This is a genomic window from Noviherbaspirillum aridicola (assembly GCF_019656455.1).
GTDB classification, from domain to species: Bacteria; Pseudomonadota; Gammaproteobacteria; order Burkholderiales; family Burkholderiaceae_D; genus Noviherbaspirillum; species Noviherbaspirillum aridicola.
Genome location: NZ_BPMK01000013.1, coordinates 63,974 through 78,945, shown reverse-complemented (window position 1 = coordinate 78,945; position 14,972 = coordinate 63,974). Strand labels below are relative to the sequence as shown.

Genomic DNA, 14,972 nt, shown 5'->3' with positions numbered 1-14,972 from the left:
TTTCTCATTGCGGCGCCACCTCAGGCCGCGACCAGCGCCCGGTCGATCAGCTCCACCCAGTGCGCCACCGGCGTATCCGTTCCCGATTGCAGATGCGTCTGGCAGCCGATGTTGGCCGAGACGATCATGTCGGGCTTCGTCGCTTCCAGATTGCGCAGCTTGTTGTCGCGCAGCTGATAGGACAGATCCGGCTGCAGCACCGAGTAGGTGCCGGCGGAGCCGCAGCACAGATGGCTGTCGGCGCAGAGCTGCACGTCGACGCCCACCGCCCGCAGCAGGCCCTCCACCTTGCCGCGGATCTGCTGGCCGTGCTGCAGCGTGCAGGGCGGGTGATAGGCGACGCGCTTGCCGGGCCGTCCCGACAGCTTCTGCTGCAGTTCGGCTTCGAAGGCCGGCAGGATTTCGCTCAGGTCCTTCGTCAGGTCCGAAATGCGCCTGGCCTTGTCGGCGTACTTCGGATCGTGCGCGAGATGATGGCCGTACTCCTTCACCGTCACGCCGCAGCCCGACGCCGTCATCACGATCGCCTCGGCGCCGGCTTCCACCAGCGGCCACCAGGCGTCGATGTTGTTGCGCATGTCGTCGAGGCCGCCTTCCTGGTCATTCATGTGGTAGCGGATCGCGCCGCAGCAGCCCGCCTTCGGCGCCACCACCAGCTGCACGCCGAGCGCGTCGAGCACGCGGGCGGTGGCGGCATTGATGTTGGGCGCCATCGCCGGCTGCACGCAGCCGTCGAGCAGCAGCATCTTGCGCGGATGTTCGGTGCGCGGCCAGGCGCCGGCGGCCTGCGCGGCCGGAACCTTGTTCCTGAGCACCGACGGCAGCAGCGGCCGCACCAGCTGCCCGGCCTTCATCGCCGGCTGGAACAGCCACTTGCGCGGCAGCGCTTCCTTGAGCGCGGCGCGGGCGACACGCTCGGACAGCGGGCGCGCGACCTGCTGTTCGACGATGCGGCGGCCGATGTCGACCAGGCGGCCGTACTGCACGCCCGACGGGCAGGTGGATTCGCAGTTGCGGCAGGTCAGGCAGCGGTCGAGATGGATCTGCGTCTTGCGCGTGGCCGGCTTGCCTTCCAGCACCTGCTTCATCAGGTAGATGCGGCCACGCGGGCCGTCCAGCTCGTCGCCGAGCAGCTGGTAGGTCGGGCAGGTCGCGGTGCAGAAGCCGCAGTGCACGCACTTGCGCAGGATGGCATCGGCTTCCTGGCCGTCCGGGGTGTTCTTGATGAAATCAGCGAGATTGGTCTGCATGATCAGAATTCGGGATACATCCGGCCGGGGTTGAAAATCCCGGCCGGATCGAAGGCAGCCTTCAGGTTGCGATGGATGGTGGCGATGGCGGGCGCCAGCGGATGGAACACGCCGGCGGCCTTGTCGCCGCCGCGGAACAGGGTGGCGTGGCCGCCCGCGCCCGCCGCCGCGGCGCGCACGGTCCGTGCGTCCGCGTCGCCGCGCAGCCAGCGCTGCGCGCCGCCCCATTCGATCAGCTGCTCGCCTTCCAGCGCCAGCGGCTTTGCCACCGTCGGCAGCGACAGCCGCCACAGCGGCGCGGCATTGCCGGAAGCGGAGAAGAACGCATTCTCATGGTCTCGCAGGCCCTGCCAGAACGGCGCGGCGTCGCGGTCTTCCTCGCCGCCCATCTTTTGCTTCGCCGCCGCCACCGCGGCCTCGGCGCCGGACAGGCGCACGATCAGCACGCCGCCGTGCCAGGCGCTGGCCGTGATCGGGAGCGGCTGGCCGCCCCAGAGGTTGAGCTGGTCGAGCGCCTTCGCCTCGTCCATCTCGAGACGCAGCGTGGTTTCGCAGTAAGGCACGGGCAGCACCTTGAGCGAAACGTCGAGTATCAGGCCAAGCGTGCCGAGCGAGCCGGCGAGCAGCCGCGACACGTCGTAGCCGGCGACATTCTTCATCACCTGGCCGCCGAAGCGCAGCACCTCGCCCTTGCCGTCCATCAGCGCCGCGCCGAGCACGAAATCGCGCACCGCGCCGGCCGCCTGGCGGCGCGGGCCCGACAGGCCGGCGGCGACGACGCCGCCGATGGTGCTGCCGGCGCCGAAGCGCGGCGGCTCGAACGCCAGCATCTGGCGGCGCTCGGCGAGCGCGGCCTCGATCTCGGCCAGCGGGGTGCCGCAGCGGGCGGTGATCACGAGTTCGGTCGGCTCATAGTCGACGATGCCGCTGTAGGCGCGGGTGTCGAGGATCTCGCCGTCGAACCGCTGGCCGTACCAGTCCTTGCTGCCGCCGCCGCGGATGCGCAGCGCTTTCCCGGCGTTCGCGGCCGCGGTCACGGCGTCGCGGAATTGTTGCAGTGCCTGTTCCATGGAGTCTTTCTAAAAGCGCGGCAGGTCGGCGAACTTCATCAGTCCGGCCGTCACGCGCATCTTGCCGCCCTCGGCGCAGCGATGCAGCGTCGGGATGGCCTTGTCGGGGTTGAGCAGGAAGGCGGTGTCGAATGCGCGCTTGACCGCGAAAAAGGCTTCCAGCTCCTGGGGCGAGAACTGCACGCACATGGAGTTGATTTTTTCGATGCCCACGCCGTGCTCGCCGGTGATGGTGCCGCCGACCTGGACGCAGAGTTCGAGGATGTCGGCGCCAAAGGCTTCGGCGCGCTCGAATTCGCCCGGCTTGTTGGCGTCGAACATGATCAGCGGATGCAGGTTGCCGTCGCCGGCATGGAACACGTTGGCGCAGCGCAGGCCGTGCTTGCTCTCCATCTCGGTGATGCGCATCAGCACCTCGGCCAGCCGCTTGCGCGGGATGGTGCCGTCCATGCAGTAGTAGTCGGGCGAGATGCGGCCGGCGGCCGGGAAGGCGTTCTTGCGGCCGGACCAGAACTTCAGCCGCTCGGCCTCGTTCTGCGATACCGCGATGGCGGTGGCGCCGGACGCCTTGAGCACCTCGCTCATGCGCCCGATTTCCTCTTCCACTTCTTCCGGGATGCCGTCGGATTCGCACAGCAGGATGGCTTCTGCCTCGGTGTCGTAGCCGGCCCTGACGAAGGGCTCGACCATGCGCGAGGAAGTCTTGTCCATCATTTCCAGTCCGGCGGGGATGATGCCTTCGGCGATCACGTTGGCGACCGCGTCGCCGCCCTTCACCACGTCGTCGAAAGAAGCCATGATCACCCGCGCGACCTGGGGTTTGGGCACCAGCCGCACGGTGACCTCGGTGACCACGCCGAGCATGCCCTCGGAACCGATGAACACCGCCAGCAGGTCGAGGCCGGGCGCGTCCAGCGATTCGCCGCCGAGTTCGACGATCTCGCCGTCGATCGTGACCATGCGCACCCGCAGCACGTTGTGCACCGTCAGGCCGTATTTCAGGCAGTGCACGCCGCCCGAGTTTTCCGCCACGTTGCCGCCGATCGTGCAGGCGATCTGCGACGAGGGATCGGGCGCGTAGTAGAGGCCGTGCGCGCTGGCCGCCTCGGAGATGGCCAGATTGCGCACGCCGGGCTGGACGATCGCGGTGCGCGAGTAAGGATCCACTCTCAGGATCTTGCCGAGCTTGGCGGTCGACAGCACGACGCCGTCGGCGATCGGCATGGCGCCGCCGGACAGGCCGGTGCCCGCGCCGCGCGGCACGATCGGCGCCTTCAGCGTGCGGCAGATGTTAAGGACCGCCACCACCTGCGCCTCGTTCTGCGGCAGCGCCACCACCATCGGCAGCTGGCGATAGGCGGACAGGCCGTCGCATTCGTAGGGGCGGGTGTCCTCTTCGTTGAACAATACGCAGCCGTCGGGCAGCACGCGGTTGAGCGCGGCCACGACTTCGCGCTGGCGTTCGAGCGTGAAGGCGGGCTGGGCGGAATGGGATGGGGCGTTCATGGGCGGTCCTCGTCGAGGCAGAGAGTGTAGCGAAAAGGCTCCGCCTTGCGGCGTGCGCAGGCCCCGCGCGCGCTGAAAAGCTTGCGCCGGCGCCGTGAATTATTTTCACGGCACCCGGCCCTGGCAAAACTACAAGCGGCGAAAGGTGTCGAGCATCCAGTCGATGAAGGCCCCGACCTCGGGCCGGCGCCGCTCGGCCTGCTCATAGACCACGTAGTAGGCGTGCGGCGGCGATTTCAGCTGCACCTGGGGGAACAGGTGGACGATCTCGCCGCGCGCGATCAGGTCCTGCACGAAATGCTTGCGGGAGAGACCGACGCCGAGACCGTGCCGGACCGCTTCCAGCAGCAGGCCAAGATCGTCCAGGCGCAGGCTGGCGGACGGCTCCGGCCAGTCGAGGCCCGCCACCTCGAACCACGGCTGCCAGGGCTCCAGCGCCGAGCGCAGCAGTGTCGCCCGCGACAGGTCCGCCGGGTTCTTCAGCCCCCCGATGCTCTGGAGGTAGGCCGGGCTCGCCACGGCGAAGGTGGGTTCCTCGAACAGCTTCTCGGTGACGATATCCGAATAGCGGCCGGCGCCGAAGCGCACTTCCACATCGCTCTCCCCGAGGCCGAGGTCGTACAGCGGCACCGACAGGAACAGCTCGACCACGATGTCCGGATGCAGGCGGGCGAATTCCGCCAGCCTCGGCACCAGCAGGCAGCGGGCGAAGGTCGGCGGCACGGTGACCTTGATGCGCGGCTGAGCCGGCGAACTGCGGTGCGGCAGCGGGAAGTCCGACAGCGTGCGCAGCGCCGAGCGCACCACGTCGAGGTAGCGCCGTCCGAATTCCGACAGCGTGACCGTGCGGCCGTCGCGCACGAACAGCCGCTCGCCGAGGAAATCCTCGAGCAGGCGGATGCGGTGAGACAGCGCCGAGGGCGTGATGCAGAGTTCCTCGGCGGCGACCGCGAAGGAGTTGTGGCGAGCCGCCGCCTCGAAGGCGGACAGCGCGTGTACCGGAGGAAGACGTATGGCCATGGGATTCCGACAATGAAGGCCGCCTGCCGGGCGGCCGCGGACGACATCCTACCAGCGGATGACCTTGCCAGGGTTCAATATATTCTGCGGATCGTATGCCTGTTTCAGCCGCCGCATCATCCCGATGGCCGGCTCGCCGTGCTCCTGCAGCAGGAAGTCCATCTTGTGCAGGCCGACGCCATGCTCGCCGGTGCAGGTGCCGTCCATCGACAGAGCGCGGGCGACCATGCGCGCATTGACCGCTTCCGCCCGCGCCACGTCCTGCGGGTCGGCCGGGTCGATCATCATCAGCACATGGAAATTGCCGTCGCCGACATGCCCGATGATCGCATGCACGATGCCGTTCTTTTCGCAGTCCGCCTGGGTATCGAGCATGCATTCGGCCAGCCGCGAGATCGGCACGCAGCAGTCGGTGGAAATCGCCCGCGCCCCGGGGCGCATCTGCAGCATCGCGAAATAGGCATTGTGGCGCGCGGCCCAGAGACGGCTCCGGTCTTCCGGCCGGGTGGCCCATTCGAACCCGTGGGCATCGTGCGCGGCGGCGATTTCCTGCACCAGCTGCGCCTGCTCGCGCACGCCCTGCTCGCTGCCATGGAATTCAAACAGCAGCAGCGGCTTTTCCGGCAGCGCCAGCCCGGCGTGGGCATTGATCGAACGCACGCCGTTCTCGTCGAGAAATTCAACGCGCGCCACCGGCACGCCCATCTGTATGGTCTGGATCACGCAGTGCACCGCCGCCGCGGTCGACGGGAAGGAACAGACCGCCGCCGACACCGCCTCCGGCTGCGGATAAAGCCGCACCGTCACCTCGGTGATGATGCCGAGCGTGCCCTCGCTGCCGACGAAGACGCGGGTCAGGTCGTAGCCGGCCGACGACTTGCGCGCCCGGGTGCCGGTCTTGACGATGCCGCCGTCGGCGGTCACCACCGTCAGCGCCAGCGTGTTCTCGCGCATGGTGCCGTAGCGCACCGCGTTCGTGCCCGAGGCGCGCGTGGCGGCCATGCCTCCGAGCGAGGCGTCGGCGCCGGGATCGATCGGAAAGAACAGGCCGGTATCGCGGATTTCCTGGTTCAGCTGCTTGCGGGTGACGCCCGCCTCCACCGTCGCCGTCAGGTCTTCCGCGTGCACGGCCAGCACCCGGTTCATCTGAGACAGGTCGATCGTCACCCCGCCCCGCAGCGCCAGCACATGCCCTTCAAGGGAAGTGCCGGCGCCATAGGGAATGACCGGCACCCCGTGCGCGGCGCACAGCTTCACCGCCTGCGCGACTTCCTCGGTGCTTTGCGCGAACACCACCGCGTCTGGCGGCATCGGGTCATACGAGGATTCGTCGCGTCCATGGTGGCCGCGCACCGCGGCCGCGGTGGAGAAACGGTCCTCGAACAGCGCGGCGAGCGCCTGCTTCAGTTCTTCCGGAAGCGGTTTCCTGAGCGTATCGGGGGATGCCGGGCTGTTCATTGCTGTCTCCGTTATTGGCTTGTTTGAGCCATTCTACTCATTCCACGGCGAGGGTAGCAGCGTGGCGGGCTGGGGCAAATCGGTCGGGCACGTGTATGCTTGGGCTTTCCGTAAACACTACAGGAAGCCATGGGAAACCGACTCTCGAAAATCGCCACCCGTACCGGCGACAATGGCAGCACCGGACTCGGCGACGGCAGCCGGGTCGCCAAGGACAGCCTGCGCGTGCACGCGATGGGCGACGTGGACGAACTCAATTCTCACATCGGCCTGCTATTGTGCGAGGAGCTGCCGCCCGCGCTGCGCGAGGAACTGATCTCGATCCAGCACGACCTCTTCGATCTCGGCGGCGAACTCTGCATCCCCGGCTACACGCTGATTACAGACACCCATGTCGCGCGCCTCGACGGCCTCCTTGAGAAATACAACGCCGACCTGCCGCCGCTGAAGGACTTCATCCTGCCGGCCGGCGCCCGCTCCGCCGCGCTCGCCCATGTCTGCCGCACCATCTGCCGCCGCGCCGAGCGCTCCATCGTCAGTCTCGGCAACAGCGAAACCATCAACGACAACCCGCGCCGCTACACGAACCGTTTGTCGGACCTGATGTTCGTGCTGTCGCGCGTGCTGAACCGGTTTGCGGGCGGAAGTGACGTGCTGTGGGAGAAAGACAGGAAGCGTGACGCGCAGGGCCAGCCCGGCGAGACAACGCCCGGGTAGGGCCGGCCTCCGTGCCGGCACTACGTATTCCGGGGCAAAGATCGTTTAACGAGCAGGCAACGCAGGTAGAAAACTGCAAACAGGCCGAACAGAAACATGAGCCCGAGACCGGAGAGGACGCGGATCGAGGAGTGTAAGGTGCCGCTGATGAATAGTAGCAGGGCTGCGAGAGCAAAGACGGACGAAAGCAGAAAGCCGCTCCAGAGGAAGACGCGGCTCTTCCCGGCAGCAAACTCTGTTGGTCTCGGCATTGACATTCGTTGTTCCATAGAGGGCACCGCCCTGGCAGCACCACCGACTAAGGCCATTTCAAGACTAAACAAATCGTAGTACTCGCGACTCATCCTGAAAATATGCAATTTCTCATGGTTGTTGTCGAAAACACTCGACTCACCTCGACCGAGAAACGCATTCCCTGCCTGAGTTGTTCAAACCACCGCTCGCGTCGCAAGCGGAGCCAGCTGCCTGACCTCCGCCGGGCCGGCAGGGACGCCGGCCCTACTGATCCGCGAGAGAAGCGCGGTGGTGCCCGGAGTGACATAGCCCGGGTAGGGCCGGCTGCCCGTGGCGAAACCAGGGCGCCATGAAAAACGGCGCCGAAGCGCCGTCTGTAAATCAGTTATTCACCACCAGCCGCGGCTCGCCCTTGTCGAAACGCTTGCGGATCGAGGCCTCGATCCCCTTCGCATCCAGCCCGCACTGTGACAGCAGCACCGCCGGATCGCCGTGATCGATGAACTTGTCCGGCAGGCCGAGATGCAGCAGCGGCTTGACGATGCCGGCCTCGGCCAGCGCCTCGGCGACCGCGGAACCGGCGCCGCCCATCAGCGCGCCCTCTTCCACCGTGACCAGCGCGTCATGCGACTGCGCCAGCTGCCTGACCAGGTCGACGTCGAGCGGCTTGATGAAGCGCATGTTGGCTACCGTCGCGTTCAGCGCGCCGGCCGCTTCCAGGCTCGGCGCGAGCATGGTGCCGAAAGCGAGGATGGCAATGCCCTTGCCTTCGCGCCTGACCTCGCCCTTGCCGAACGGGAGGGTGCCGAGCCCCTTGTCGACCGCCGCGCCGATGCCGGCGCCGCGCGGATAGCGCACCGCGGCCGGGCCCTTGTACTCGTAGGCGGTGGAGAGCATCTGCCGGCATTCGTTCTCGTCGGACGCGGCCATCAGCACCATGTTGGGGATGCAGCGCAGATAGGGGATGTCGTAATTGCCGGCGTGGGTGGCGCCGTCCGCGCCCACCAGGCCGGAGCGGTCGAGGGCGAAGGTGACGTCGAGATTCTGCAGCGCGACGTCGTGGATCAGCTGGTCATAGGCGCGCTGCAGGAAGGTCGAGTAGATCGCCACCACCGGCTTGAGCCCCTCGCAGGCGAGCCCGCCCGCGAAAGTCACCGCATGCTGCTCGGCGATGCCGACGTCGTAATAGCGGTCGGGGAAGCGCTGCTCGAACTGCACCATGCCCGAGCCCTCGCGCATGGCTGGCGTGATGCCGACCAGGCGGCGGTCGTGCGCGGCCATGTCGCACAGCCAGTCGCCGAAGACCTGGGTGTAGGTGAGCTTGCCCGACGCCGCCGGCTTGATGCCTTCGGCCGGGTTGAACTTGCCGGGGCCGTGATACAGCACGGGATCCGCCTCGGCCAGCTTGTAGCCCTGGCCCTTCTTCGTGACGACGTGCAGGAATTGCGGGCCCCGCAGGTTCTTGAGGTTCTGCAGCGTGGGCACCAGCGCGTCGAGATCGTGGCCGTCGATCGGCCCGATGTAGTTGAAGCCGAATTCCTCGAACATCGTGGCCGGCATCACCATGCCCTTGGCATGCTCTTCCAGCCGCTTGGCCAGCTCCAGCATCGGGCCGGGCAGCACCTGCTTGCCGACATTCTTGGCGGCCGCGTAGAACTTGCCCGACAACAGCCGCGCCAGGTAGCGGTTGAGCGCGCCGACCGGCGGCGAGATCGACATGTCGTTGTCGTTGAGGATCACCAGCAGGTTGACGTCGCTGCAGACGCCGGCGTTGTTGAGCGCCTCGAAGGCCATGCCGGCGGTCATCGCGCCGTCGCCGATGACGGCGATCGCGTGACGGTGCTCGCCCTTGGTCCTGGCCGCCAGCGCCATGCCGAGCGCGGCCGAGATCGAGGTCGAGGAGTGGGCGGTGCCGAACGTGTCGTATTCGCTTTCGTCCCGGCGCGGGAAGCCGGAGATGCCGTCCAGCTGCCGCAGCGTGTGCATGCGGTCGCGGCGGCCGGTCAGGATCTTGTGCGGATAGGTCTGGTGTCCGACGTCCCAGACGATGCGGTCTTCGGGCGTGTTGAATACGTAGTGCAGCGCGATCGTCAGTTCGACGGTGCCGAGATTGGAGGACAGGTGGCCGCCGGTCTTGGATACCGAGTCGAGCAGGAAGGCTCGCAGTTCGCCGGCCAGCGGCTTGAGCTGGGTGCGGCCCAGCTTGCGCAGGTCGGCGGGGCTATTGATCGTCTTCAGCAATTCCATGTCAGGCTTTCCGTTGCACCACCAGGTCCGCGATCTCGCGCAGCCTGCGTGCCTTGTCTCCGAACGGCATGAGCGCACGATGCGCGTCCTGCCGCAGTTTTTCCGCCAGCGCCTGCGACTCGGCCAGGCCGAGTATCGAGACATAGGTCGGTTTATTGTCCGCCGCGTCCTTGCCGGCGGTCTTGCCCAGCGTCGCCGAATCGGCGGTCGCATCCAGCACGTCGTCGACCACCTGGAAGGCGAGGCCGACGGCTTTCGCATAGGCTTCCAGCGCGTCGCTTTCCGCCGCCTCCAGGCGCTTGCCGGCGAGCGCGCCGAGCAGCACCGAGGCGCGCAGCAGCGCACCGGTCTTGAGCTGATGCATGCGCTCCAGTTCGGCCAGCGCCAGCGTCATGCCCACGCTGGCGAGATCGATCGCCTGGCCGCCGCACATGCCGCCGGCCCCGGCGGCGCGCGCCAGCAGGCGCACCATCTCCAGCTTGCGCTGCGGGTCGTCCAGGCTCTCGCCCTCGGACAGGACCTGGAAGGCCTGCGACTGCAGCGCATCGCCCACCAGCAGCGCCGTCGCCTCATCGAATTCCACGTGCACCGTCGGCTTGCCGCGCCGCAGCGCGTCGTCATCCATGCAGGGCATGTCGTCATGCACCAGCGAATAGGCGTGGATCATTTCCACCGCGGCGGCCGCGCGCGAGAGCGTCGAAGCCTCCGCGCCGAACAGGTCGCCGGCGGCGAAGACCAGCAGCGGGCGGACCCGCTTGCCGCCGTCGAGCACCGCGTAGCGCATGGCCTTGTGCAGCCGGACCGGCGCCGCTTCCGCGGCCGGCAGGAAGACGTCGAGCGCGTGCTCCATCGCCGACTGGACCGACTTCATCCAGTCGCCGAACGCCAGCGGCCCGCTCATTCGTCCGCCCCTGCCGCGCCATCGGCGGCGAAAGGCTTGAGCATGTCGCCTTCCAGCACCTTGACCTGGTTTTCTACCTTGTCGAGCTGCGCGCTGCAGAACCTGACCAGCTCGGAACCCCGCTTGTAGGCGGCAACCGAAGCTTCCAGCGGCAGCTCGCCTGCTTCCATCTGCGCGACCAGCTTTTCCAGTTCAGCCATCGCTTCCTCGAAGGATGCCGGCTGTTCCGCGGTCACAAGTTTCTTTGACATAGTGGGGGATCGTGAAGTTTAGCGCGCTATTTTAGAACAATCCGTATTCCCGGTTGAGCGTCAGAAACCCGGCGGTCGTCCGGGGCATGAAAAAAGCACCCGCTCTCTGAGCCGGCTCAAGCCCGGTTGGAAAAATGGCAACCCGCTGCGGGCCCCCGTTCGCCGCGTTTCGGGTATATTGCCCCGACCGGTCCGCTTTTCATGCGCCGCTCCCTCATCCAACGATCTGACATGTCCTCCATGCCTTATATCCCGCTGCCGCGCGACGGCCCCCGAGATAGGCTCTGAAGCAACTCTCGGGGTATAATCCCCGGTTCTGTCCAAAATTTCCGTTTCATCTTTTTGAATACTGGTTTTTGCGGATTCTTTCTCTCTTAGGTTGGTGCAAATTAATTTGGGGGTGGGGATGTCCGATCTGGCACAACTTGCCAAGCTGGCGCGTTCCGACGCGCAACTTCCCGTGGGCGTCTATTTCGACGACGCGCTGCTGCAAAAGGAAATCAAACAACTCTTCCACCAAGGGCCCCGCTACGTCGGGCATGAACTGATGGTGCCCAATGCCGGCGACTACGCGACGCTGCCATGGGAAAACGAAGGCCGCATGCTGGTGCGCGGCCAGCAGGGCATCGAACTGATGTCGAACGTCTGCCGCCATCGCCAGGCCAAGATGCTCGACGGCCGCGGCAATGCGAAGAACATCGTCTGCCCGCTGCATCGCTGGACCTACGACCTGAAGGGCGAACTGATCGGCGCGCCGCATTTCGCCGACACGCCCTGCATGAACCTGACCCGCACTCCGCTGCAGTCGTGGAACGGCCTGCTGTTCGAGCAGAACGGCGTCGATGTCGCCCGCCTGATGTCGGGCCTGTCGGTGACGAAGGACCTGGATTTCAGCGGCTACATGCTGGACCACGTGGAAGTCCATGACTGCGACTACAACTGGAAGACGTTCATCGAAGTCTATCTCGAGGACTATCACGTCGAACCCTTCCACCCGGGCCTCGGCAATTTCGTGACCTGCGACGACCTGCGCTGGGAGTTCGGCGAGAACTACAGCGTGCAGACGGTCGGCGTCAATCACGCGCTGTCGCGCTACGGCTCGCCGAAGTACAAGAAGTGGCAGGAACAGGTGCTCAAGTTCCGCAACGGCGAGCCGCCGCCGTTCGGCGCGATCTGGCTGACGCTGTATCCGAACATCATGGTCGAGTGGTATCCGCACGTGCTGGTGGTGTCCACCGTCTGGCCCAACGGCACCAACAAGACCACCAACGTGGTCGAGTTCTACTATCCGGAAGAAATCGTGCTGTTCGAGCGCGAGTTCGTGGAAGCCGAGCGCGAGGCCTACATGGAGACCTGCGTCGAGGACGACGAGATCGGCGCGCGCATGGATGCCGGCCGCCGCATCCTGCTCGACCGCGGCGTCAGCGAGGTCGGGCCGTACCAGTCGCCGATGGAAGACGGCATGCAGCATTTCCACGAGTGGTACCGCAAGCGCATCGCATTGTGATGCGAGCGAAGACGGGCAGCCCAGGCTGCCCGTTTTTTTTAGCAGCCCGTCCCTGCCCTGCCGACATCGCCGATCCCGGTTATCATCGTCGGCTTCCCCTCCGACATCCCGCCGTCCCCGCCGTATGCAATCTCTCTGGATGCTGTTCGCCGCCTTCCTGTTTTCGATCATGGGCGTGTGCGTCAAGCTCGCCTCGGACATCTACTCGACTTCCGAGATCGTCATGTACCGCAATATCGTCGGCGTGCTGTTTCTGACCGGCGTGGTGGTGGCGCGCCGCGGCAGCCTGCGCACCATCCACTGGAAAGCGCACCTGTGGCGCGGCGCGGTCGGCGTCACGGCGCTGTGGATGTGGTTCTATGCGATCAGCCGCCTGCCGATCGCGACCGGCATGACGCTCAATTACATGGCGCCGGTCTGGATGGCGGGCATCCTGCTGGTGGCGGGACTGCGCCGGCGCGAACGTGCGCTCGACTGGGGCCTGGCGCTGGCCATCGCCTGCAGCTTCGCCGGCGTCACCCTGCTGCTGCGCCCGTCCTTCGATGCGGCGCAATGGTTCGCCGGCCTGGTGGGACTGGGTTCGGGCTTTCTCTCGGCCTTCGCCTATCTCGCGGTGCGCCGGCTCGGCCAGCTGGGCGAACCCGAATACCGGGTGGTGTTCTACTTCTCGCTCACCGGGGTGCTGGCGGGTGCCGCAGGCACGCTGTTCGAAGGCAACGGGCGCGCCGTGCTGCTGGTCGGCTCGCACGGCCTGCGCGGGATATTGCTGCTGCTGGCGATCGGCCTGACCGCAACCATCGCCCAGGTCGCGATGACGCGCGCCTACCGGTTAGGCAAGGCGCTGGTGACGGCCAACCTGCAGTACAGCGGCATCATCTTCGCCAGCATCTGGGGCATCCTGCTCTGGGACGATGTGCTCGGCTGGACCAGCTGGCTCGGCATGGCGATCATTCTCGTCAGCGGCAGCGTCGCCACCTACTACAATACCCGGGGCGCGCCGCCGGCGCGGCCCACCGTCGCCAAAGCCAACGATCCGATCGCCACCGAGGTATGACATGCGCTACACCACGCTGATCTCCGCACAGGAACTCGCCGCCCGTCTTTCCGACCCGGACTGGGCCGTCATCGACTGCCGGCATGATCTCGCCAGCCCCGACGCCGGCCTGCTGGCCTACGAGGCGGCTCACCTGCCCGGCGCCCGCTTCGCGCATCTGGACCGCGCGCTTTCCGACAAGCGCCCGGCACCGGACGGCGGCTTTCGCGGGCGCCATCCGCTGCCGGCGCGCGAGGCCTTCATTGACACGCTGCGCGACTGGGGCGTCGGCGACGATACGCAGGTGGTGGCGTATGACGCACAGGGCGGCATGTTCGCGGCCCGGCTGTGGTGGATGCTGCGCTGGGTCGGTCACGAAGCGGTGGCGGTGCTGGACGGCGGCCTGCCCGCCTGGCAGGCGCTCGGCCTGCCGCTGAGCACGGAGCTGCCGCGGCCACCGCGCGGCGCCATCGGCCTGCACCCTTCCCTGGTGGAGACGGTCGATGCGCGACAGGTCCTCGACAACATCGCCCGCCCGACCCGCGTCATCCTCGACGCCCGCGCCCCCGACCGCTTCCGCGGCGAGAACGAAACCCTCGATCCTGTCGGCGGCCACATCCCCGGCGCGAAGAACCGCTTTTTCAAGGACAACCTGCAGGCGGACGGACGATTCAAGCCGGCGGAGCAGCTCAGGGCGGAGCTGTCCGCGCTGGCGCCGGAGGGCGGCGCGGTCATCGCGCAGTGCGGCTCGGGCGTCACCGCCTGCCACAACCTGCTGGCGATGGAAGTGGCGGGGATGCCCGGGGCGGCGCTGTATCCGGGATCGTGGAGCGAGTGGTGCGCCGATCCCGCAAGGCCGGTGGCAACCGGCGCGTGAGTCCGGTCAGTGGCCGTGCGTCATCCCTGTCAGGAACAGCACGATGCCGACGCCGACCGCGATGAAGATCACCTGCGGCACCGTATCCCGCAGCGTCGCCCGACGCTGCATCTGCGGCATCAGGTCGCTGACCGCGATGTAGATGAAGCCGGATGAGGCAAACACCAGCACGTACGGGATCCACTGCGTGGCCTCATCCAGCGTCAGATAGCCCACCACGCCGCCGACCACGCCCATCATGCTGCAGGCCAGGTTGTAGGCATAGGCGCGCGCGCGGCTGAAGCCGGCGTTGAGCAGGATGATGAAGTCGCCGATCTCCTGCGGGATTTCATGCGCGATGATCGCCAGCGCGGTGATCAGGCCGAGATGCGGGTCGGCGAGAAAGGCGGCGGCGATCAGGATGCCGTCGGTGAAGTTGTGCAGGCCGTCGCCGACCAGGATCATCCAGCCTGCCCTGCCCGCCTCGTGCTTGTCGTGTCCGTGCTCGTGGCCGTGGCCGTCGCCTTCATAGTGATGCGAGTGGCGCAGGATCGCGAGCTTCTCCAGCAGGAAAAAGCCGAGCAGGCCGGCGAGCAGGATGGCGAACAGCGTATGGGCGTCGGCCTCGGACTCGAATGCCTCGGGCAGCGCATGCAGCAGCGACGTCGCCAGCAGGATGCCGACCGACAGGCTGACCATGCGCTCCACCATGCGCGACAGCAGCGAGAACGACAGGATGGCCGCGGCTGAAATGCTCAGCGCACCAGCAACCGTGGTCGCGAACAGGATGGAAAGCAGCGCGGTGTCGATGGCAGGCTCCGGGTCAAATGCAACAAAGTTGCAAATTAAAGCACAGACCGGCGCTTTCGGCAAACCAAACCGTCCAGGCGCGAGGCCGGCAGGCGGAGCGCCCAAGAAAAAT

General features: G+C 66.7%; 13 protein-coding genes. 4 read left to right on the top strand and 9 right to left on the bottom strand.

Annotated elements, in window-relative coordinates:
- Positions 1-20: 20 nt before the first annotated feature.
- The 5 genes from glcF to NCCP691_RS15000 all read right to left on the bottom strand — a co-directional run bounded on the left by glcF (position 21) and on the right by NCCP691_RS15000 (position 6,304).
- Positions 21-1,250: a glycolate oxidase subunit GlcF gene (gene glcF, locus NCCP691_RS15020; RefSeq protein ID WP_220809366.1), complete on the bottom strand. Its 1,230-nt coding sequence runs from the start codon at positions 1,248-1,250 to the stop codon at positions 21-23.
- A gap of 2 nt (positions 1,251-1,252) precedes the next feature.
- Positions 1,253-2,320: a glycolate oxidase subunit GlcE gene (glcE, locus tag NCCP691_RS15015; protein ID WP_220809365.1), complete on the bottom strand. Its 1,068-nt coding sequence runs from the start codon at positions 2,318-2,320 to the stop codon at positions 1,253-1,255.
- A 9-nt stretch (positions 2,321-2,329) separates the two neighbouring features.
- A complete protein-coding gene (locus NCCP691_RS15010; RefSeq protein WP_220809364.1) occupies positions 2,330-3,826 on the bottom strand; it encodes an FAD-linked oxidase C-terminal domain-containing protein in 1,497 nt (498 codons plus the stop codon).
- Between the two features lie 129 nt (positions 3,827-3,955).
- Entirely contained in the window at positions 3,956-4,846 is an 891-nt protein-coding gene (locus NCCP691_RS15005; protein ID WP_220809363.1) for a LysR substrate-binding domain-containing protein, read from the bottom strand.
- A gap of 48 nt (positions 4,847-4,894) precedes the next feature.
- A complete protein-coding gene (locus NCCP691_RS15000) occupies positions 4,895-6,304 on the bottom strand; it encodes an FAD-binding oxidoreductase (RefSeq protein ID WP_220809362.1) in 1,410 nt (469 codons plus the stop codon).
- 129 nt (positions 6,305-6,433) lie between these two features.
- On the opposite strand from NCCP691_RS15000, the gene NCCP691_RS14995 reads away from it, so the two are divergent.
- The gene (locus NCCP691_RS14995; protein ID WP_220809361.1) at positions 6,434-7,021 is read left to right on the top strand and encodes a cob(I)yrinic acid a,c-diamide adenosyltransferase; all 588 of its coding nucleotides are present in this window, start codon (positions 6,434-6,436) and stop codon (positions 7,019-7,021) included.
- 615 nt (positions 7,022-7,636) lie between these two features.
- On the opposite strand, the gene dxs is transcribed toward NCCP691_RS14995, so the two are convergent.
- The 3 genes from dxs to NCCP691_RS14980 are packed head-to-tail and all read right to left on the bottom strand — an operon-like array spanning position 7,637 to position 10,654.
- Positions 7,637-9,502 carry a 1-deoxy-D-xylulose-5-phosphate synthase gene (gene dxs, locus NCCP691_RS14990; RefSeq protein ID WP_220809360.1) on the bottom strand — a complete coding sequence of 622 codons (1,866 nt, stop codon included), beginning with the start codon at positions 9,500-9,502 and terminating at the stop codon, positions 7,637-7,639.
- 1 nt (position 9,503) lies between these two features.
- The gene (locus NCCP691_RS14985; RefSeq protein WP_220809359.1) at positions 9,504-10,403 is read right to left on the bottom strand and encodes a polyprenyl synthetase family protein; all 900 of its coding nucleotides are present in this window, start codon (positions 10,401-10,403) and stop codon (positions 9,504-9,506) included.
- On the bottom strand, positions 10,400-10,654 hold the full coding sequence (locus NCCP691_RS14980; RefSeq protein WP_220809358.1) for an exodeoxyribonuclease VII small subunit: 255 nt from the start codon (positions 10,652-10,654) through the stop codon (positions 10,400-10,402). The genes NCCP691_RS14985 and NCCP691_RS14980 overlap by 4 nt, the downstream gene beginning before the upstream one ends.
- A 406-nt stretch (positions 10,655-11,060) precedes the next feature.
- Here NCCP691_RS14980 and NCCP691_RS14975 point away from each other — a divergent pair, with 406 nt between their 5' ends.
- The 3 genes from NCCP691_RS14975 to NCCP691_RS14965 all read left to right on the top strand — a co-directional run bounded on the left by NCCP691_RS14975 (position 11,061) and on the right by NCCP691_RS14965 (position 14,071).
- Complete coding sequence (locus NCCP691_RS14975) at positions 11,061-12,161, top strand: aromatic ring-hydroxylating oxygenase subunit alpha (protein WP_220809357.1); 1,101 nt, start codon at positions 11,061-11,063, stop codon at positions 12,159-12,161.
- 124 nt (positions 12,162-12,285) lie between these two features.
- A complete protein-coding gene (locus NCCP691_RS14970) occupies positions 12,286-13,215 on the top strand; it encodes a DMT family transporter (RefSeq protein ID WP_220809356.1) in 930 nt (309 codons plus the stop codon).
- Between the two features lies 1 nt (position 13,216).
- Positions 13,217-14,071: a sulfurtransferase gene (locus NCCP691_RS14965; RefSeq protein ID WP_220809355.1), complete on the top strand. Its 855-nt coding sequence runs from the start codon at positions 13,217-13,219 to the stop codon at positions 14,069-14,071.
- Between the two features lie 6 nt (positions 14,072-14,077).
- Here the strand turns inward: NCCP691_RS14965 and NCCP691_RS14960 are convergent, their stop codons facing one another.
- Positions 14,078-14,761 carry a ZIP family metal transporter gene (locus NCCP691_RS14960; RefSeq protein WP_238482456.1) on the bottom strand — a complete coding sequence of 228 codons (684 nt, stop codon included), beginning with the start codon at positions 14,759-14,761 and terminating at the stop codon, positions 14,078-14,080.
- Positions 14,762-14,972: the final 211 nt, after the last annotated feature.

What these genes read in the sequence shown, in the direction of transcription:
- glcF (WP_220809366.1), bottom strand. Translation starts at nt 1,250, where the DNA reads ATGCAGACCAATCTCGCTGATTTCATCAAGAACACCCCGGACGGCCAG.
- glcE (WP_220809365.1), bottom strand. Translation starts at nt 2,320, where the DNA reads ATGGAACAGGCACTGCAACAATTCCGCGACGCCGTGACCGCGGCCGCG.
- NCCP691_RS15010 (WP_220809364.1), bottom strand. Translation starts at nt 3,826, where the DNA reads ATGAACGCCCCATCCCATTCCGCCCAGCCCGCCTTCACGCTCGAACGC.
- NCCP691_RS15005 (WP_220809363.1), bottom strand. Translation starts at nt 4,846, where the DNA reads ATGGCCATACGTCTTCCTCCGGTACACGCGCTGTCCGCCTTCGAGGCG.
- NCCP691_RS15000 (WP_220809362.1), bottom strand. Translation starts at nt 6,304, where the DNA reads ATGAACAGCCCGGCATCCCCCGATACGCTCAGGAAACCGCTTCCGGAA.
- NCCP691_RS14995 (WP_220809361.1), top strand. Translation starts at nt 6,434, where the DNA reads ATGGGAAACCGACTCTCGAAAATCGCCACCCGTACCGGCGACAATGGC.
- dxs (WP_220809360.1), bottom strand. Translation starts at nt 9,502, where the DNA reads ATGGAATTGCTGAAGACGATCAATAGCCCCGCCGACCTGCGCAAGCTG.
- NCCP691_RS14985 (WP_220809359.1), bottom strand. Translation starts at nt 10,403, where the DNA reads ATGAGCGGGCCGCTGGCGTTCGGCGACTGGATGAAGTCGGTCCAGTCG.
- NCCP691_RS14980 (WP_220809358.1), bottom strand. Translation starts at nt 10,654, where the DNA reads ATGTCAAAGAAACTTGTGACCGCGGAACAGCCGGCATCCTTCGAGGAA.
- NCCP691_RS14975 (WP_220809357.1), top strand. Translation starts at nt 11,061, where the DNA reads ATGTCCGATCTGGCACAACTTGCCAAGCTGGCGCGTTCCGACGCGCAA.
- NCCP691_RS14970 (WP_220809356.1), top strand. Translation starts at nt 12,286, where the DNA reads ATGCAATCTCTCTGGATGCTGTTCGCCGCCTTCCTGTTTTCGATCATG.
- NCCP691_RS14965 (WP_220809355.1), top strand. Translation starts at nt 13,217, where the DNA reads ATGCGCTACACCACGCTGATCTCCGCACAGGAACTCGCCGCCCGTCTT.
- NCCP691_RS14960 (WP_238482456.1), bottom strand. Translation starts at nt 14,761, where the DNA reads ATGGTGGAGCGCATGGTCAGCCTGTCGGTCGGCATCCTGCTGGCGACG.